Here is a 20,122-nt window from a genome sequence, read left to right as displayed (position 1 = left end):
AGGGTGACGGTGCGGTCCCGTGGTAGCCGAATAGCTGCTCCACCCAATCGACGAATTCGGGGCACCGGGTGTGTCTGAACTGGCTTTCCAGAGTGAATTCATGGATGTTGGTCGGCAGGACTCCGCAGTCGTCGGCGGCCTGCCGAATCTCTTCGATCGTCCCGACTTCGTCGGCGCGGATCACCTGGTACGGATCCAGGAGAAAGACCGACACCCTGGCCACATTGATCAGTTCGCAGGCCTGTGGCACTTCGGTGCGATGTTCCGCTTTGGTAAAACGGTCGACGGAGGTCGCGCGAAGCCGGTGGCCCTCGTCGATGACCAGACAATCGATCTCGTTCTCGGGCCGCCGACCGTGCTGGTTGAAGTAGGTGAACACCTCCTCAACCTCTTTGCGCGTCCCGCTCAGGTGTTCCCGCAGCGCCCCGGCGAAGGCCGAGCTACCCGACGCATGTTCGGTGGCGAAGCCGAGGCGGTTCAGTCTGCCCAGGAGTTCCAGGGCGAGCACGCTCTTGCCCGTGCCTGGGCCGCCCTTGATGATGAAGACCTTCTTGTTTCTGGCGGAGTTGGCCTGACGGACATCCCTGATTATCTGGTCGACCGCGAGTCGTTGCTGGTCCAGCAGAACGAAGACGGGGCGGTCGCGCACCGCGCGGTCGACCGCTCGCATCAGGTCCTCGTTCGGTCGGACCCGCGCCTCGTCGATGTCACGCAAATGGTCCGCCGCATGATCGCCGGACAGCACCTCGGTAAGGAACGAGAGGAACTCATCGCGTTCGTCTCCGGCGAAGATATGCAGACTGTCGTCACACTCTTCCGGAAGCGGCTCGGCCGGCGGCAAGATGTCCACCACGTCCTTCCGCTGGGCGTTGTGCAAGTTGACGAGGTAGTGCATGCGGGCGGTGTGTAGGAGCGACATGTGCCGCAGCAGCGATTCACCGTAGGACCACACCTGCTTGGCGGGATGCAGGGTGCCACTCAAGCTTCCCGGATGGATCACTTTGCCGTTCTTCGGATCCATCCGCGCCCATGACCACTGCTTGTTCTCGACTACTACGAGCGAGAGGTCGCTGGTACCTGGGTAAGAGCCGACCAGGACCATGTCAATGCGGCCGTTATTGGACAGGTTGCTCATTTCTAGGATGACGATAACTTCACTCAGTTTCGCTTCTATGAGCGCATTGACAACGTGGCGGACGCTGGCGCGCCAGGATTCCCTCTCGGAGGTGCTGGCGCTGGTGTGAAACATCCGAGCAGTCCTCGTGGTCAGGTCAGCCACGAGTCCCTCTTGGTCATTGACGATCCACTCGTGCAGTTGAGACGCAGGGGCGGCTAGAAGATAACGTGCGCTCATCGGATTCCTGGCGGGGGCAGCTAGTCAGGCGCCCGCAGACGCGGGCGGGGGACAAGGGGCGATGATCTGTACCCTAACGGCGCGACTGACAGTCTGGCGACAGTGAGGAAGGTGCCCGAACCCCTTACTAGGCTCGGTGGTCGCTACACCTCTCGACCAGTGCGTCCTCTGATAGGGGAGGGGATAGGTCTGTATTTCCTCGTCGAAGTCCGCCCAGCCGTCAGCTGGCGCAACTGGCGCAACTGGCGGACCTGCGCTTGGCCGTGCGAGGACCTTGGCTAGCCATCGGGTCTGCTGCCATGAATTGATCCCTTTGGCCACAACCCGCACCAGTGCCTGAGCCTGGATCCACCGAGCCAAAACTGACGCGAGTGCCGTGAAATGAGAGGAGGTGCCCTCCGTACTGGGATGATGGGAGTTCTCTACGCTTCCAGCACCGCAGTCAAAGGACACCTCGTACGTGCGATTCTTCCATGCCGCCGCCAAGACCCATGCCTCCTTCGATGACGAGCACCTGGTCGCCTACGCCGGACTGGAACCGGTCATGCGATTGGCCGAGCGATGCGGCCTGGCCGTGCTGGCGGGCGAGCACGTGGCGATCGCCGACCGGCTCGGCGTGAACGCGCCCGCGAAACTCGCCTCGATCGTGGCCGGGATGGCCTGCGGCGCCGATTCCATCGACGATCTGGACATGCTGCGGCACGGCGGCATGGACAGACTGTTGGACGGGATCCGGGCCCCGTCCACGCTCGGGTCGTTCCTGCGCTGCCTGAGCTGGGGCAACGTCCGCCAGATCGAAAAGGTCAGCCGCATGCTGCTGGCCCGGCTGGGCACCCATACCCCGTTGCTGCCCGGCGCGGACGTGCTCGCCTTCCTCGACCTGGACTCGATGCAACGCCGTACCTACGGCTACGCCAAGCAGGGTTCCGGGTTCGGTCATACGAAGATCCAGGGTAAGAGTGTGCTGATCCGTGGGCTGAACGTGCTGGTCTCGACGCTGTCCACGGTGCTGGCCGCCCCGGTGGTGACCGGCACCCGGTTGCGTGGCGGCTCGGCAGCCTCCGCCCGCGGCGCCGAGTCGTTCGTCGCCGAGTCCATCAGCGCGTCCCGCGCGGCCGGGGCCTCCGGCATCCTGGTGATGCGCGGTGATTCGGCGTTCTACGCGGCCGCTCCCATCAACGCCTGCCGCCGTTCCGGCACCCGGTTCTCGGTCACCGCCAAAATGGACCCGAAGGTCAAGACAGCGATCGCGGGCATCCCCGAGTCGGCGTGGGTCGCGATCGAGTACCCGGACGCGGTCTTCGACGAGCAGGCCGGGTGCTGGGTCTCCGACGCCGAGATCGCCGAGATCGGCTACACCGCGTTCGCGTCCAAGAAGACCAACGCCGTCACCGCCCGCCTGATCGTGCGCCGGGTCAAACGCCTCAACCCGCGAGCCGGCCTCGGCCAGGATGAGATCTTCCCCCTTCACCGATATCACGCGATCTTCACCGACAGCCCGTTCGACCTGGTCCAGGCCGAACAACAGCACCGCGACCACGCGATCATCGAGCAGGTCAACGCGGACCTGATCGACGGCCCGCTCGCGCATCTGCCGTCGGGGAACTTCAACGCGAACGCCGCGTGGCTGACCCTGGCCGCCATCGCACACAACTTGCTGCGCGCCACCGGTTGCCTGGCCGGAGCCTTCCACGCCAGAGCACGCGGTGCCACCTTACGCCGTCATTTGATCATCGTTCCCGCCCGCCTGGCCCGCCACGGACGCGGTCATATCACCTTCCACCTGCCCGGGCACTGGCGTCGGCAGAGGGCCTGGATGAACATCTTCGACGCCGTCCACCACCCGCCACCCACCCAAGCGGTCTGACCCGCCGAACCCGGTCACCGCCCCCGCACCACGACGACCCGCCGGTCACCCGCGCCCAATCCGCCCCCGAGCCGTGAAACATCCGGACAAGCCGCGACCCGCGCACGGCGGCCCACCCACGCCCGAAAACAGCGTCTTACCAGGAGAAACGGGCCTTAGCGAGGAATCGGGCCGGAAAATGATCAGGCGAATTTACGCGGTGGATCCAGGCTGAGGGCCTCTCTGTGGTATTTCGAGCGGTTGCGTCCCACCCGGCGCGTCTCGTAGTCCTTCAGCGAGCAGCTGACGTTGCTCGTCACCGGCATCGGCAAACCGCAGCAGTACGCGGACGACCATGAGCCGGTCGCGCCGCTTGGGCAAGGAGCGAGCCATCCCGTCGTCGATGAGATCGAGGGCCAGCCTCGGTCCGACGGGAAGGATGGGTGGCTAGCCGGGAGTAGGAGCCGTTGTCGATCGATTCCAGGAACTCGACCAAGGCCTTGTGCTCATGGTCTTGGGGGGTGGAGAACAACTTGCCGGGGGCGAAGATCCAGGTGTTGCGCCCATGAGGGCTGGAGGTGGCTGTCCAGGCGTTCGATCACGACGTTCAGCGGGCCTGTGGTTAGGTGCATCGCGGCCATGAGTTCTTGCAGGGACCGGACGTCGAAGCCGTAACCTTTCGTTCCCGCGGGGTGCGATGAGCGTCAGACGCCGCGTGGCAGCTGCGACGATCTTGGCGCGCAGGTCGGTGTCGGTGCCGAGGGCTTGAAGCCAGCCTCGTGGAGCACCTGCCAGGTGAAGTTTGCCAGCTCCTGGTGGGTGAGAGTGGCGTTGGAGCGATCGCTGGCTTCGCTGCGGGCCTGGAGTTCGAACCCGATGCGTTCATGCAACTGCTGGATCTGCTGCCCGTGTTCCTGGAGGACCCGGTTCAAGCTGGCCCGCTTGTCCCGCTCTCGCCGGAAGACGATGTCGTAGTAGCCCCAGAACAGGCTGAAGGGGTCTGGTGCGAGGCGGCTGGCCGATCTGACGATGATCGGCATGATGAGCACCTGCAGCGGTGTGCGCAACAGATTCTGCAGCGCTTCGTCCTCGGCGGCCTGCTTGAACCGGACGACCTTTTCGAACCAGTCGATATCGCTGCGAAGCCGTACCTTCGTCACCAAAGTTCCGTAGCTCACGGCTTGGTCGGGTTCGAGGTAGTCCAGGTCGATGCGTTCGAACTGGGTTGGGCGATGTTCTCGGTGTAGCCGATCGGCCGGGTGGTGAGCACGACGAACAGGTCGCAGTCATCGGCTTCGGCGTTGGTGACCAGCTCGGTGACTCGCTTACGTGCCGTTGGGTCGGTGACCTCGTCAAGCCCGTCCAGCACCAGAAACCTGGGCCAGCGTTTCATCCACGACAAGAGCGCGACGGGCATGACGCTACCGCGATCTGAGCGTTTGGAGACCCGCTCAGCGATATAGCGGATGAGGGTGAAGCGGGTGCACCGCCCAAAGTTGACGCCTGGACCCGTAGCAGGCGGTCAATGAGCCATGTTTTGTCGCTTTGATCCACGGAGGTAAGACCTTCATCCACGGTAAGTCGGTCGAACACCCAACGATCATCCCTTTATAACGGCTCGCTTACCAACCCGAGAAGGATCAACCTGCAGGTATTCACGTTGCTTTACCATTTGCCGGGAGAGTTTCGGCTTAGCTCAGGGCCGGCGAGACACAGTATCGACAGCGGAGTGGGTGCATGCTCGAAGGCCGGTGGACCACCGTCACCGAGTCCGAGTTCGACCACGAGCGCCGTGGCCTGGAGGCGATCCGCGAGAAGCTTCCGGACAGCGAACCGTGGCGGGCCTGGTCGAACTTCACCTTCACCGCGCACGCCGGTCATGTGCGGGAGGTCGACCTGCTGGTCGTCACTCCCGGTGGCGTCTGCTTGGTCGAACTCAAGGACTGGCGCGGTAGCCTCACCACCGAGAACGGCACCTGGGTCCAGACCACGAAGAGCGGCCGTCGCGTCCCGCACGGCAATCCGCTCCACCTGGTGAACAAGAAGGCCAAGGAGTTGGCGGCGCTGCTGGGGCAGCAAGGCAAGCGCGTGTGGGTGTCCGCCGCGGTCTGTTTCACCGACTCCTCACTCAGGGTTCGACTGCCCGCTCACGACCAGAACGGCGTCTACACGATTGACGGGCTCGTGGAGATGCTGCGCCGGCCTGCGCGCGACGAACGGCAGCGGATCACCGCGACCGACTCGCGGGAGGTCAAGGGCGCGCTGGAGCGGGTGGGCATCCGCCGCAGCGACGCCGAGTACAAGGTCGGCCCGTACCTGCTGGAGCGCAAGTCCTTCGACACCGGGCCGACCTGGGCCGACTACCTGGCCCGCCACAGCGAGCTCCCCGAGCTGGCTCGGGTCCGCATCTACCTGCGGGAGCGCGGCTCGGACGCCTCGATCCGCGCGTCGGTGGAGAACGCCGCCCGGCGTGAGGCCGCTGTCCTGCGCCGCTTCCGTCACCCAGGCGTCGTCCAGCTGAAGCAGTACGACCCTTCTGGACACTCGGCCGGCCCCGCGCTGATCTTCGACTACCACCCGCAGACCCTCCGCCTGGACGAGTACCTGGTCCAGTACGGCGACAAGCTCGACATCCTCGGCAGGATGGCCCTGGTCAGGCAGCTCGCCGAGACAATGCGCTCGGCGCACTCCAGCCGCATCCACCACCGCGCGCTGGCCGCCCGTTCCGTACACGTGATCCCCCGCAACCGGGGCCGCAAGGGCCAGGCCGTCGGCGAGGAGGCCGCCTGGCTCGCCCCGCGCCTGCAGATCTCCGACTGGCAGATCGCCACGCAACGCAGCGGCAACGGATCGTCGCAGGGCATGACGCGCTTCGCCCCGACGGCCCTGTCCGCGATCCACCTGTCGGAGGGCTCGGACCCGTACCTCGCCCCCGAGCTGACCGCGGTGGCCCCCGACCCGATCGCTCTCGACGTGTACGGCCTTGGCGTGCTCACCTACCTGCTGGCGACGGGCAGGCCCCCGGCCGCGAGTCAGGCCGAACTGCTCGCCCGGCTGGAGGCCGGGGAGGGGCTGCGTCCCAGCGCCATTGTGGACGGCCTGTCAGAGGACATCGACGAGCTGGTCCAGGCCGCGACCGCCTACCGGCCGGTGCAGCGGCTCGCCACGGTCGACGAGTTCCTGGAGATGCTGGAGTGCGTCGAGGACTCGCTGACCACCCCCGTCTCCGGTCCGGCCGACACCGGTGCGGCAGAGCAGGCCCCGGAGAAGGACCCGCTGGAGGCCGTCGCGGGCGACGTGCTGGCCGACCGCTGGGAGGTACGGCGCCGCCTGGGGACCGGCTCGACAAGCCGAGCCTTCCTCGTCCGCGACCTGAGGGCGGACCCGGCGGCGCGCGGCGCCCGCGCCCTCGCCGTGCTGAAGGTCGCCCTGTCCGACAGCCGCGGCGAGGTCCTGGCCCGTGAGGCCGAGGTCATGGGACGGCTCCGCCCCGACTCGCGCGTCATCCGGCTGGTCGAACCGGAGCAGCTGGCGATCAGCGGTCGTACGGTCCTCGTCCTGGAGTACGTCGGCGACGAACGGGACTCGGACGAGAACGGGGAGGCCACCAGCGGTACACGCCGTCGCGAGGAGACCGTGGCGCGGCAGTTGCGCGAGGGCGGCAGGCTCCAGGTCGACCAACTGGAGGCGTACGGCGACTACCTTTTCGGCGCGGTCGACTTCCTGGAGGGCGAGGGCGTCTGGCATCGCGACATCAAGCCGGACAACATCGCGATCCGCGTCCGCCCCAACCGCACCCGCGAGCTGGTGCTGATCGACTTTTCGCTGGCCGGGTACCCGGTGCAGGAGACGGACGCCGGTACGGACGGCTACCTTGACCCGTTCATCGGAACGCTGACCCGCTCGGTGTACGACGCCCACGCCGAGCGGTACGCCCTCGCCGTCACCCTGCACGAGATGGCCTCCGGTGAGCTGCCAAAGTGGAGCGACGGCAAGGTCTCGCCCCGCCAGACCGACCCGCAGGAGTGGCCGTACCCGGCGATCGCCGCCGACGCGTTCGACTCCGCGATCCGGGACGGGCTCGTCGCCTTCTTCCGCAATGCCCTCCACCGGGACGCCGCACAACGCTTCCGCGACCTCAAGCCGATGCGGGACGCTTGGAAGAAGATCTTCCTGGACATGGCGGAGACGGCCCCGTCCAGCCCTCGCACGTCCCGGCATCCGGCACCCGCCACGACCGAGCAGACAGGCCTGGCGGAGGCTACCCCGGCGATCGCCGACGCCGAGCCGGAGTCCGCCGAGCAGCAGCGTGACCGGCTCGCCGCCGAGGTCACCCGCGACACCCACCTGTCGGCCGCCGGTCTGACCCCGGCCGCCGAGTCGTTCCTGTACGGCCTGGGCGTGACGACGGTGGGCGAGCTGCTGGACTACAGCCAGCGCAACCTCGTCAACGCCCCCGGCCTTGGCGCCAAGACCCGTAACGAGATCCAGCGTCGCCAGCGCGAATGGGGCGAACGCCTGCGCCAGGCGCCCGTCTCCCCACTCACCCCCGAAGGCAGGCAAGCCGCGAAAGAGGAGCTGGAGCGGCTCGGCGCCGGGGAGTCCGCCCTGGTGAACGCTCTCGTCGTCGGTGGGGGCGCGGAGGACTTTTCCCAGCGCGTGCTGCGTTCCGTCAGCCTCGACACGCTGGCCGCGCTGCTGGTTCCGGAGCTGAAGAAGAACGGGTCGAACCAGAACGAGGTCGAGATGGTGCGGCTGCTGCTGCGCCTGCCCGACGAGCGGGGCGAGCTGCCCGTCATCGGCGTCTGGCCGAAGCAGAAGGAGGTCGCCGAGGCACTCGGCCTCAGCCACGGACGCATCCCCCAGATGCTGAGGACCCAACGGACGCGCTGGCAGAAACTCCCGGCGGTGCAGGCGCTGCGAGAGGAGATCCTTTCGCTGCTCGTCGGCCTCGGCCGGGTCGCCTCCGCCGCCGAGATCGCCGACGCGCTGGCGGTGCGGCGCGGCACCCGCCTGCAGGGGCTCGATCAGCGCAGGGCCCTGGCCTTGGCCGCTGTGCGGGCCGTGGTGGAGGTCGAGCAGCTCGTCCCGGAGGAAAGTGAGTTCAGGCACGCCTCCAACCGCGAGGCCGTGGACGAGGCGATGGGCGCGGGCCTGCTGGCCCTGGAGGTCGGCGAGGACGATGGCCCCGACACCCCGTCCGCTCCCGGCCTGCTCGACTACGCGCACCGCCTGGGACGGGTCGCCGACCGCCTCGGCAGGCTCGACACGCTGCCGGCCGCGACGACCGTGCTGGGCGAGCTGGGGGCGATCGCTCCTCCGCCGGGCGCGGTCGAGTGGGACGAGCGCCGCATGGTCGAGCTGGCCGTCGCCGCCTCCCGGAGCGCCGCCGCCACCCCGCGGCTGGAGATATATCCCCGCGACCTGCCGCTGGTGCGGGCCCTGCGGCTCACGCAGGCGGGCCTGGTACGGCTCGTCCCCGGTGTGCCCGAAGGACGGCAGCCGGGTCTGACCGCCGAGGACGTCCACGAGCGGGTGCGCGCCCGCTTTCCCGAGCTGACGGACGGCAGAGGCCGGCACCGCCTGCCGACCGGGGGAGCGCTGACCAAGGCCCTGCGGGACGCCGGGTTCGACCTGACCCTGTCCACTCGCGAGGACACCGGGACTCCGCGCTACCTGCCCACGCGCATGGACATCGCCTCCAGCTACCTGACCGCACGCGCCTGGCGGCAGACCACGGCCGGCACCGGCATCACCCAGTACGCCGACGACCCGCAGCTCGCGGCTGCGGTACGCGCGGAGGAACGGCTCGCCGCCTCAGTACGGCGGGACGGTTTCCGGGTGCTGACTGTGCGCTCGGGGCTGGCCCGGGAGGCGGTCGCCGAGCTTTCGAACGCGCCCGGCAGGTTCGGGGCCGAGGTCGTCTCGATGACCGGGCTGTTTCTCCAGGTCATGCACGAGCTGGTACCACCGGGCACGAAGCCCACCTGGGAGACCATCCTTCGCGCGGACGTCGCCGAGCCGGGCACGCGGGCGGCCCTGAAGTTCGCCGAGTACAGCCGTACCGCCTGGGGCCGGATTGAGCCTAGGATGCGTGAGTTGCTGGAGACGGGCACCGGCCCGGTGCTGTTGACGGACGCGGGGGTGTTCGCCCGCTACGACGCGATGGGCGTGCTCAACCAGCTCGCGGCGGCGGCCCGGCAGGGCAGGCGCGGTCTCTGGCTGCTCTGCCCGCAGGGCGACCCGGGGCGCGAGCCGCGGCTGGGGGCGGTCGCCGTGCCTTACCAGGCAGGGCTCGGGGAGTGGATCGAACTTCCGGATGCGTGGGTGAGCAACGAGCACCGGGCCGTTGCGAAGAGCCAGAAGGTGTGGGGAGAGACCAGATGATCGACCGCAAGTCGCTGTTGGAGGATCTGAAGCAGCAGATCAAGGCGGTCGAAACCGACCTCGCCAAGCAGGTCAAAGCCCTTCCGGAGGTAGGGACACGACTGCGCGCCGAGTACGACAAGGCGCGCAAACTGGGCCGGACGGCGGAGACTTGGACCTCCTGGCTCGACGAGCGCGTCACCCAGGTCGCGGTGGCGTGGCTCCTGGGCACGGTCTTCGTGCGCTTCTGCGAGGACAACCGCCTGATCCCCGAGCCCTACCTGACCGCCCCGGATGCCGAACGCCGGGACCTGGCGCAGGCGCGGTACGAGGCGTATGTCGAGGATGACCCCGACCCGACGTATCGCGGTTGGTTGGAACGTGCCTTCGGGGAGTTGGGTGAGGGTCAGGCGGGTCGGCTGCTGTTCGACCGGGTGCACAACCCGCTCTTCCAGATTCCGCTTTCGCACGATGGGGCGCGGGTGCTGGTGGAGTTCTGGCGGGAGCGGGACGAGGGGGGTGTGCTCGTCCACGACTTCACCGATCCACTGAACGACGATGGTACGCAAGGGTGGGACACCCGATTCCTCGGCGACCTGTACCAGGATCTGTCGGAGGCGGCACGTAAGACTTACGCGCTGCTGCAGACGCCGGAGTTCGTGGAGGAGTTCATCCTCGACCGGACGATGGACCCGGCAGTGCGAGAGTTCGGCTTCGAGAAGCTGAAGATGATCGATCCCACCTGTGGGTCGGGCCACTTCGTGCTGGGCATGTTCCGTCGGCTGCTGCGGCTCTGGGCCGAACACCGGCCGGACGCCGATCGGCACGAGTGGGTGCGAGCGGCGCTGGACTCGGTGCACGGGGTGGACGTGAACTCGTTCGCGGTCGCGATCGCCAGGTTCCGTCTGCTGATGGCCGCCATGGCCGTAGCCAACCTCCGGACCTTGGCTACGGCGAACAAGTACGACTGGCCGATGCACTTGGCTGTGGGTGACTCGCTGATCAAAGAACGCCAGCTTGAGCTCGGCATGCGGGGCGCTGAGGGGCAGGGGGAGCTCGAATTCGTTGCGGAGCAGGAGGATGAGCGGGCCAATTTCACCTATGCCATGGAGGACGTGCACGAGCATCCCCGCATTCTGGAGCAGGGGCGTTACCACGTGGTGGTCGGTAACCCGCCATACATCACGGTCAAAGATAAGAAGCTGAACGAGCTGTACCGGGACCTATACAAGGCATGCACGGGGACATACGCGCTTTCGGTGCCGTTCGCCCAGCGCTTCTTCGAGCTGGCCAAGCGAGGCGACGCTGATGGGCGTGGCTACGGCATGGTCGGACAGATCACTGCAAACTCGTTCATGAAACGAGAGTTCGGCACCAAGCTGATCGAGGAGTTCTTCGCCCGCCAGGTCGAGCTGACGGAGGTTATCGACACCTCTGGCGCATACATCCCTGGACATGGAACGCCAACGGTAATTCTCATAGGCACGTGTCGTTCAGGGGTTGATCGGTCGGAGAAAATTCGCACGGTTAGAAGCGTTCAAGGAGAGCCTGCCACTCCGGAGAACGGAGAGGATGGGCTAGTGTGGCGGGCAATCGTCGGCCAGATTAATGATCCTGGATCGGTAAGCCAGTGGGTTTCGGTGGATGATCTAGCGCGGGATCGGTATTTTGGTAGGCAGCCGTGGATCCTGACCGATGGTGGTCTGGAGATCGTGGAGCTCCTCGATGCTGGTCGAAGTCTTAAGATTAACGACATCGCAATGAGAATCGGATTCTATGGGGATACGCATGCAGACGAAGCATTTACTATTCCTAATAGTGGTCCTCTGGCGAGTCGAGCCTCTGAATTGCATGCAGTTCCGAGTCATAGAGGAGATCAAACTCGCGATTGGGGATTTGCTGACCTTGACTTGGTCGTTTTTCCCTATGATGAAAACCGCTCAATCTTCGCGGAGGCGCGGCTCGCTTCGGGGTTTAAGAGGCATTTCTGGAGAATTCGCACGGATTTGTGGAGGCGAACTATCGGTTCTGGAAAGACGTATTCCAGTGCTGGTAGGGACTGGTGGGCGTGGCACCAGCTTCCGAAGGATTATGGGGCGCACGCCTGGTCTATTCCCTTTGCCTTCGTAGCGACGGGCAATCATTTCGTTTTGGCTCGTGGGGGGAAAGTGTTTAATCGCTCTGCGCCCGTGATTAAGCTGGGGGAGAAGGCGAGCGAAGAGGAGCATCTGCGACTGCTCGGGCTGCTCAATAGTTCCACAGCCTGTTTCTGGCTCAAGATGGTAAGTCACGCTAAGGGTGGAACGGATAATTCAAGCGGTGGCGGAAATAGATGGACTCCTGAAGCGTGGATTGATCGCTACGAGTTCACTGGGACCAATCTCGAAGAGTTCCCTCTCCCCGCTCAATACCCTACGTCTCTGGCAGCCCTCCTTGACGATCTCGCCCAGCAGGCTTCCGCGATCAGCCCTTCCGCTGTCACCACGGCCGGAACCCCCACCATCACTGCTCTTCGTGAGGCAAAGTCTGCATGGAACTCCATCCGTGGCCGGATGATCGCGCTCCAAGAGGAGCTGGACTGGAAGGTCTACTCGCTCTACGACCTCCACCATGAGCAACTGTGCGCCTCCCACGAGATCGATGCGCCAGAACTAGCCCTTGGGCAACGTGCCTTTGAGATCGTGCTCGCCCGCAAGGTGGCCAAGGGGGAGGTGTCCACCGTGTGGTTCGACCGCCACAGATCCGCTCCGATCACCGAGATCCCGGCGCATTGGACTGAGCCGTACAAGCAGATCGTGCAGAAGCGTATCGACGCAATCGGGTCGTCTCGGGCCATCGGAATGATCGAGCGACCTGAGTACAAGCGGCGCTGGGCGACCGAGGGCTGGGACTCTTTGCAGGAGAAGGCGCTGCAGTCCTGGCTGCTGGACCAGATCGAGAAGCGCGAGCACTGGTACGACGTGAACGGGCAGCCCGCCCTCGTCACGCTCGCCCGGCTCGTCGACGCTCTCTCCCGGGACGAGGACTTCGTCTCCGTCGCTGCCCTATACGCCCCTCGCCGGGAACTGGCGGCCGTCGTCGCCGACCTGCTCGCTGACGAACACGTGCCGTTCCTGGCCCCCCTTCGCTACAAGCCGTCCGGGCTCAAGAAGCGCGTCGACTGGGAGCACGTCTGGGAGCTGCAGCGCCAGGAGGACGCTGCTCTGGACGAGCCAGCCAAGCGGAAGATCCGGGACTCCATCCCTGTTTCGCCGAAGTACACCTCGGCCGATTTCCTCAAGCCGTCCTACTGGCGGGCGCGCGGCAAGCTCGACGTCCCCAAGGAGCGGTTCATCTCCTACCCCTCGACCACGTCCGGCACCCCCGATCTTTACGGCTGGGCGGGCTGGGATCACCGGGAACAGGCGCAGGCGCTGGCCACGTACTTCACCAACCAGCCGCTGACCACCGAGGAGATCACCCCGTTCCTCGCGGGCCTGCTGGAACTGCAGCCGTGGTTGTACCAGTGGCACCACGAGTTTGACGCGATGTACAGCGGCTCCCCGGCCGACTTCTTCGCGGGCTACCGGCAGCAGATCCAGGGCGAGCACGGCCTGACCGACGACGACCTGCGGAAGTGGCAGCCGGTCGCGCCCGCCCGCGGACGCCGTACCGGCACGAAGAAGTAGCGAAGACGGCGAGGACACGGTCTCTAGAAGAGACATGCGGTACACAGCACCGCGAAGCGAAGGAGAGCGAGAGAGGTCCATGGCAGAGCAGCCCCTCCTGAAGGATGTCATCGACATCAAGGAGTCCATCTCCACCTCGGACTTCGTGTTGAGCCTGGCCGAGGCGGTTACGCCCGAGGGGGCCGGGCACGCCCTCAAGGACTACGTCGTCACCGAGCGGCTCCTGGAGAACTTTGACGAGGCGCTCGGGCTGATCAAGTCCGCCCTCGATGGGCACACCTCGAAGGCCGCCTACCTGCACGGGTCGTTCGGTTCCGGCAAGTCGCACTTCATGGCCGTGCTGTACGCGCTGCTCAGCGGAAGCCCGGTGGCCCGTGCGCGCGGCGAGTTCGACCCCCTGTTGACCAAGCACGAGTGGCTGGACACCGACGGCAAGAAGTTCCTGCTCGTGCCATATCACATGCTCGGCGCGAAGGCCCTGGAGCAACGGGTGCTGGGCGGCTACGTCAACCATGTCAAGAAGCTGCATCCGGAAGCGACGATCCCCCAGGTGTACCGGACCGACGCGCTGTTCACCGACATCCGGGCGATGCGCGCTCGGATGGGCGACTCGGCGGTTATCAACGGGCTCGGCTCCGGCGGCGCGGGGCCGGACGAGGACGACGAGTGGGGCGAGTCGTTCACCTGGACGTCAGAATTGCTGGACACGGCCCTCGCTGCGGAAGAGGCGCACGAAACTGGTACGCCGCTGGATCTGGTGCACCCGACCACCCCGACCGAGTTGCGGGCCAAGCTCGTGCAGGACGCGAGTACCCACCTGCTGCCTGGGTTCGCCAAGAACGCAGCCGAGGACGAGCACGGATTCATTTCCCTCGATGCAGGCTTGTCCGTCATCGCTGAGCACGCCAAGTCGCTGGGCTACCACGGTCTGATCCTCTTCATGGACGAGCTGATCCTGTGGCTCGCGACGCTCATCCACGACCAGAAGTTCGTGGCCCGGGAAGCCAGTAAGATTACCAACTTCGTGGAGGGCGGGGACGCAAGGCGAGCCATCCCGGTCGTGTCGTTCATCGCCCGTCAGCGCGACCTGCGCGAGCTGGTCGGCGAGGAGGTGTCGGGCGCGGCGGAAGCGTCGATCCAGGACACGCTGAACCTCGCCTCGGGGCGGTTCGACAAGATCACGCTTGAGGACCGCAACCTCCCGCAGATCGCGTACGCCCGGCTCCTGAAGCCCAAAGCGGGCAAGGAGCCGCTGGTCGACGCCGCGTTCGAGCGGACCAAGAAAGTCGGACCGCAGGTGTGGGACACGTTGCTCGGTTCGGACTCCGGGACTACGGGGGCGGACGAGGACTCGTTCCGGCTGACCTATCCCTTCTCGCCCGCCTTCATGGACACCCTGGTCCACATCTCGTCCGCGCTGCAGCGTTCCCGTACCGGTCTGAAGCTGATGGGCCAGCTGCTCGCCGGCCGCCGGGACGACCTGCGGCTCGGCGACCTGGTCCCGGTGGGCGACCTGTACCCGGTGATCGCCGACGGTGGTGACAAGCCGTTCGTGGACAGCCTGAAGGTGGTCTTCGAGGCGTCGGACAAGCTGTACAGGACGAAGCTCCGGCCGTACCTGCTGACCTCCTACGACGTCACCGAGGACGACATCGATCGGTTCTTCCACCGGCCGGAGAGCGTCGCCGACGCCAAGGTGCTCCAGCGCTGTAGGTCGTTCGTCGGCGACAACCGCCTCATCTGCACGCTGCTGCTGTCGGCGCTCGCCCCCAGCGTGCCCGCCCTCAGCGACCTGACGATCCGCCGCCTCGGCGCGCTGAACCACGGTTCGGTGACGGCGCCGATTCCGGGCAGCGAGGTCGGCATCATCAAGAGCAAGGTGGCCGAGTGGGCGGCCCGCTTCCCCGAGATCAAGGAGACCGGCACCGATGCCAGCCCCGGCGTGCGGCTGGAGCTGTCCGGTGTCGACGTCGACTCGGTCATCGCCAACGCCGCCGTCAACGACAATCCCGGCAACCGGATGGCGCTGGCCAAGCGGCTTCTCGCCGAGGAGCTGGGCGTTGACCGCTCCGACGGCAGGCTCGGCGCCGATGACCTGAACTTCGTGTGGCGTGGCTCCAACCGCTCGGTGGAGGTGATTTTCGGCAACATCGCCGACGAGGACGACCTGCAAGACCACGACTTGCAGCCGCAGCTCGACGGCCGGTGGCGGATCGTCGTCGACCTGCCCTTCGACGAGGGGGCGTACGGTCCCGTCGACGACGTCAACCGTATGCGCACCCTCCGGGAGCGCCAGGGCGAGCCCGCCCGCACGCTCGCCTGGGTTCCCACACACCTGTCCGCACAGCGGTTCGCGGACTTCCGCAGGCTCCTCGTCGTCGACAAGGCGCTCGCCGACGAGCACCGGTTCGCCACGCAGTACGCCGCCCACCTCAACGCCGACAACCGGGCCCGCGCCAAGGGGCTGCTGGAAACCCAGCGCGCAGCCCTGCTCAGGCAGGTGAAGACCGCTTTCAAGCAGGCGTACGGCCTGGCGGACAAGAAGGCCTCCGACGTCGAGCTGGGCTTCGACGACCATCTCGTGGCGCTGCCCGACGTCGGCGGCCTCGCCATTTCCTTCGCCAAGCCGATGCGCGAGGCGATCAGGGACCTCGCGGGCAAGTTGCTCGCCCGCCAGTTCCCCGCGCACCCGGACCTCGACCCGGACGGCACCGCCGGCTCCGTGAAGCCGATCGACGCCAGAACAGTTTTCGCGCACGTTCGGGCAGCCGCCGAGGCACGCGATCGGCGGCTGGAGGTGCCCGAGAAGGACCGCAAGCTGATGAAGCGGGTGGCCGAACCGCTGGAACTTGGGCAACAGAAGGAGGCGTACTTTGAGCTGTCCACCCGCTGGGCCGACCACTTCCGGCGGATGGCGCAGACGGAGGGCGTCACCGGCGACCTGAGCCTGATCACCCTCGTCGGCTGGACGGACAAGCCGGGCAAGCGCGGGCTGGAGCCGTTCCTCGCCAACCTCGTCGTCGCCGCGTTCGCAGAGATGGACGACCGGGTGTGGGTACGCGGCGGGGTCCCGCTCGACCCGGCGCCCGAGCTGGCGCAGATCAAACCTGGCGACGCGCTGCGCAGCCAGCCGCTGCCGAGCGAGGACGACTGGGACGAGGCCCGGCGGCGGTACGAGACCATCTTCGGCAAGAAGGCGCCGGTACTGCGGCGCGGGCGGATGGTGAACCAGTTCGCCCGGCAGATCGTCGAGGGCGCCCGTACCTATCAGGAAACGGCGGCGGAACTGGTCCGCCGGTTGGAGGCGCATGCCGGGTTCCTCGTCCTGGACGAGACCGAGGAGACGGGACGCCTCGCGCTCGCCCGGCGCTCGCGTGACCTGCTGGAGAAACTGGCGGCCACGGGGCACGGTACGGCGGGGGCGAGCGGGGCCAAGAAGTCTGTCGAGACGCTAGCCCGTTTCGACCTCGGCCAGGTGAGTGCCGAGCGGTACGGGACCTCCGTCAAGCGGGCGCACGACGTCGCGCAGGCGCTGGTCGCGGCGGCCTGGGACACGCTGGAACTGGCCGAGGGACTGGGCGCCGAGGGGCAGTCGCTGCTGCAGTCCCTGCGCGGCGTGGCGCAGGCCGACCAGTTGACGGGCGACCTCATCGACGCCCTGGACAGAACGCGTCGTGAGGTCACCGCGCTGGTCAAGCGCAACCAGCTGCCACCCGTCCCCCCTGTCCAGCCTCCGCCTGTCGCACCAGGCCGGAAAGTGGGGGATGTGGGCCTGGACACGTCGTCAAGTCATCCGCGCGTGCCGGGGACCACCGTCAGCGGACCGGGCTCCGGATCCGAAATCACCCCCGATCCCGGATCCGGCACGTCCGGAACCGGAGGGGGGAGCCTGGTGGGCACGAAGCGGACGACGGCGGCCAAGGCGGGCGCCGACCTGCAGGCCGAACTGGCCGAACTGGCGGCCAGGAATCCCGGCGCCACCATCGAGATCACCTGGCGGGTCGTGGACTCATGAGCACAGCGACCACCGGCGCGATGCGGCTGACGACCGCCACCGTCACCCAGTTCCTGTCCGCTCAGTCGTCGCTGGCGGACTCCCTCACCGGCGGCGGACGGCGGCGGGTCGTACTGCTGCGTTCCGCGCCCCAGTGGGACGGTCCGGCAGAACTGACCTGGGGGGAGGGACGGCGGGCCGGTATCGCGGCGGCTCCGTCACCTTTGGCCGTGCACGAACTGGTGCTCGGCCACCTGGCGGCGGAGGCCGCGGGACCGGCGGTACTGGTGGTGCTGACCGGCCGGGAGCAGAGCGAACTCGATCCGGCGATCCTCGCCCGTACGCACAAGAAGCGTATCGAGACCGTCGACGGCTGGGAGGTCGTACGGGAGGCGTTCGGCGCCGAGCGGGTCGACTCGCGCCTGAGGACCGATGAGGCATGGGCCGCCGAGGCCCTTCTCGACGCCACTCCGCCGGGCGGCTGGCCGCCGCTCGCCGGAGGCATGCTGTCGCGCCGTACCGCGCTTTCGGCGCTCGCGCTGCGCCGCCTGCGCCTCGGCCGTTACGACACCGACGGGACGCCGGGCGCGGGCCGTACGCAGAGCGGGGACGGCCTCGACACGCACGCCCTGCTGCGGTGGTCGCTCACTCCCGGCGGCCCAGAACGGTTGCTCGCACTGCGCAGCCCGGAGCGTGCCGGGCTGACGGCGTTCCTTGGTGAAGAGGACCAGTCGGGGCTTGCCGGGAGGGCGTTGCTCGCGCTGGTGGTGGCCGAACGCGGAGCGGACGCGGTGCCGTTCGGGCTGGTGTGCGCGGCGCTGTGGCTGCACGCCGAGGCCGCCGCCCAGACATACCTTGGGCGGGGACGGGCCGAGCGGTGGTTCGGAGAGAAGCCGCCTGCGGCCGGTGAGGCTCTCGACACGCTCGTGGCCACCTTCGGGCGCTCCAGTGAGGAGTTCGTGACCGCGCTGCTGGAAGCGGGCCGTGCCGGCGGGGACGAGGAAGCGGCGCGTGAGGCGCGGCGGATCACCGGCACGGTGCTGGACCGGGCCGCGTCCCTGGCCCGGCAGTTCGGCGCTGAGATCGCGGTGGAGGCCAGCCCGGTGCTGGCGCCCGGCCTGGAGGCACGCTTCGCGCAGGCCGGGCGGGCACTGGCGGGAGCGGAAGCGCATGCGCTCACGCAGGCCGTACGGGCTCTGGACGCGCACCAATTGGCTGCCGACCCCGACGTACGGGTGCGCATCAAGCGGGCCAAGATGGGACAGCGGCTCGCCCGGTGGCTCGCCACCGATCCGGCCATCGGCGCGGAGACTGTCGCCGCGGCGGTCGAGCGCCACATCGCCGAGACCGGCTGGGTGGACCAGGCCCTGGAGCACGTCGAGGCGGGGGGCGACCCCAACCCCGAGCTGAAAGCCGCCTATGGCACACTGGGCGCCCGCGTGCGCGAGAGGCGGCGCGAGATCGACCAGGCATTCGCGCGGACGCTCGCCACCTGGACCAGGGCAGGCACGGATCCCGGCTCCATGCTGACCGTGGAGTCTTTTCTCACCCGGGTTGTGAAGCCGGTCGTGACCGCCAAGACGGGGCGTCGCGTGCTGCTGCTGGTCCTGGACGGGATGAGCGCGGCGATCGCCACCGAGCTGGGCGAGGAACTCCGCCGGCAGTGGGCCGAGTACGACCCGGTGCCGGACATGGCGGACCGGCCGCCGCGGCGGCGCAGTATGGCGGCCGCCCTTCCAACGCTGACCGCGATCTCCCGGACGTCGCTGTTCGCCGGGATGCTGATGAAGGGTACACAGGCCGACGAGAAGCGGCTGTTCCCCGCGCACAAGTTCTGGAGTGGGACCAGAGCCGCCGTCTTCCACAAGGACGACTTGCGGGGCGAGAACGCCGGCGACCCGTTCGGGCCGCAACTGACTGAGGCACTCGCCGACGAGCACGCGCATGTGGCGGTCGTCCTGAACACCATCGATGACCGGCTCGCCAAGGAGCAGAAGCTCGGCGACGGCGCGTGGCGGCTCGACCAGATCGGTAAGCTGCGGGAACTGCTGAGAACGGCCGCGACCGAGGGCATGGCGGTGATCCTCACCAGCGACCACGGGCACGTCGTGGACCGCCACGGGACGAAGGTCGACGGCGACGGCATCGCCTCCGCCCGGCACCGCGCACCCGGTGGCCCGCCGCGCGAAGTCGAGATCACGTTGTCGGGGCCGCGGGTGGTGTGGCCGAAACCACGGGCCGAGATCGTGGCGCTGTGGGACGCGGACTCCCGCTACACGTCACAGAAGGCCGGCTATCACGGGGGCGCCTCGCTTGCCGAGGTCACCATCCCCGTCCTGGCATTCCTGCCCTTCGGCGCGGAGCCGCCCAAAGGTTGGCGTGAGCTCGGCGACCAGCGTCCGGTATGGTGGTCGGCGGAGTCGGACACCGCCCGCCCCGCCACCGCCCAGGTCGTCGCCGCGGCACCCGAGCCGAAGCGGCGCACCAGGCCGTCCAGGGCGCAGGCTCCGCTGGGAGAGGCGCTCTTCGAGGTGGTTCTGGCTCCCGGAGGTGACGACGCCCTTCTCGCACCTCGCCTAGCCTCGCCCGATGACGCCCTGGTCGACGCCCTGCTGAAGTCGGAGATCTTCAAGGCTCAGGTGGGGCTGCTGGCTCGCAAGCCTCCCATGGACAAAATTGAACAGGCCGTACGGTCCCTGCTCGACACCGGCACTCTCCCGGTCACCGCACTGGCCCAGCGCGTCGGCTACCCGGCTGGCCGCGCCGACGGTTTCGCCGCCGTCCTGCGCCAGCTCCTCAACTATGACGGGGTGCAGGTTCTGGAGACCCTGGCCGACGGGCGCACGCTGCGGCTGAACGCGGGACTGCTGCGCGACCAGTTCGAACTGGCATGA

Annotated in this window: 8 protein-coding genes; 5 read left to right on the top strand and 3 right to left on the bottom strand. The window is 67.5% G+C overall.

The features are described from left to right. A partial coding sequence (locus Aple_RS29515) for a DNA/RNA helicase domain-containing protein (RefSeq protein ID WP_170321719.1) occupies window positions 1-1,249 on the bottom strand: 1,249 nt, incomplete at its 3' end. Between the two features lie 565 nt (window positions 1,250-1,814). On the opposite strand from Aple_RS29515, the gene Aple_RS29510 reads away from it, so the two are divergent. Next, window positions 1,815-3,221 (top strand): IS1380 family transposase, encoded by a 1,407-nt coding sequence (locus tag Aple_RS29510; protein ID WP_155347972.1) that lies wholly within the window; start codon window positions 1,815-1,817, stop codon window positions 3,219-3,221. Window positions 3,222-3,904: 683 nt separating this feature from the next. On the opposite strand, the gene Aple_RS29505 is transcribed toward Aple_RS29510, so the two are convergent. After that, entirely contained in the window at window positions 3,905-4,360 is a 456-nt protein-coding gene (locus Aple_RS29505; RefSeq protein ID WP_155347971.1) for a hypothetical protein, read from the bottom strand. A 14-nt stretch (window positions 4,361-4,374) separates the two neighbouring features. Next, window positions 4,375-4,617 carry a hypothetical protein gene (locus tag Aple_RS29500; protein WP_155347970.1) on the bottom strand — a complete coding sequence of 81 codons (243 nt, stop codon included), beginning with the start codon at window positions 4,615-4,617 and terminating at the stop codon, window positions 4,375-4,377. 320 nt (window positions 4,618-4,937) lie between these two features. Between Aple_RS29500 and pglW the strand changes: the two genes are divergently transcribed. The 4 genes from pglW (at window position 4,938) to pglZ (ending at window position 20,122) form a co-directional block, all read left to right on the top strand. Then, window positions 4,938-9,587: a BREX system serine/threonine kinase PglW gene (gene pglW, locus Aple_RS29495; RefSeq protein WP_155347969.1), complete on the top strand. Its 4,650-nt coding sequence runs from the start codon at window positions 4,938-4,940 to the stop codon at window positions 9,585-9,587. Continuing rightward, complete coding sequence (pglX, locus tag Aple_RS29490) at window positions 9,584-13,234, top strand: BREX-2 system adenine-specific DNA-methyltransferase PglX (RefSeq protein WP_155347968.1); 3,651 nt, start codon at window positions 9,584-9,586, stop codon at window positions 13,232-13,234. Before pglW ends, pglX begins: the two co-directional genes overlap by 4 nt. A 79-nt stretch (window positions 13,235-13,313) precedes the next feature. After that, a complete protein-coding gene (gene pglY / locus Aple_RS29485; protein WP_155347967.1) occupies window positions 13,314-17,249 on the top strand; it encodes a BREX-2 system ATPase PglY in 3,936 nt (1,311 codons plus the stop codon). Continuing rightward, window positions 17,246-20,122 carry a BREX-2 system phosphatase PglZ gene (gene pglZ, locus Aple_RS29480; RefSeq protein WP_155347966.1) on the top strand — a complete coding sequence of 959 codons (2,877 nt, stop codon included), beginning with the start codon at window positions 17,246-17,248 and terminating at the stop codon, window positions 20,120-20,122. Before pglY ends, pglZ begins: the two co-directional genes overlap by 4 nt.

It is taken from the genome of Acrocarpospora pleiomorpha (assembly GCF_009687885.1).
Lineage (GTDB): Bacteria > Actinomycetota > Actinomycetes > Streptosporangiales > Streptosporangiaceae > Acrocarpospora > Acrocarpospora pleiomorpha.
Note: the sequence above shows the minus strand (reverse complement) of the source record. Positions and strands in the feature narration are given on the sequence as shown.

Bases quoted from the DNA above. Each gene is read 5' to 3' on its own strand.
- Aple_RS29500 (WP_155347970.1), bottom strand. From the start codon at position 4,617: ATGCCCGTCGCGCTCTTGTCGTGGATGAAACGCTGGCCCAGGTTTCTG.
- pglW (WP_155347969.1), top strand. From the start codon at position 4,938: ATGCTCGAAGGCCGGTGGACCACCGTCACCGAGTCCGAGTTCGACCAC.
- pglX (WP_155347968.1), top strand. From the start codon at position 9,584: ATGATCGACCGCAAGTCGCTGTTGGAGGATCTGAAGCAGCAGATCAAG.
- pglY (WP_155347967.1), top strand. From the start codon at position 13,314: ATGGCAGAGCAGCCCCTCCTGAAGGATGTCATCGACATCAAGGAGTCC.
- pglZ (WP_155347966.1), top strand. From the start codon at position 17,246: ATGAGCACAGCGACCACCGGCGCGATGCGGCTGACGACCGCCACCGTC.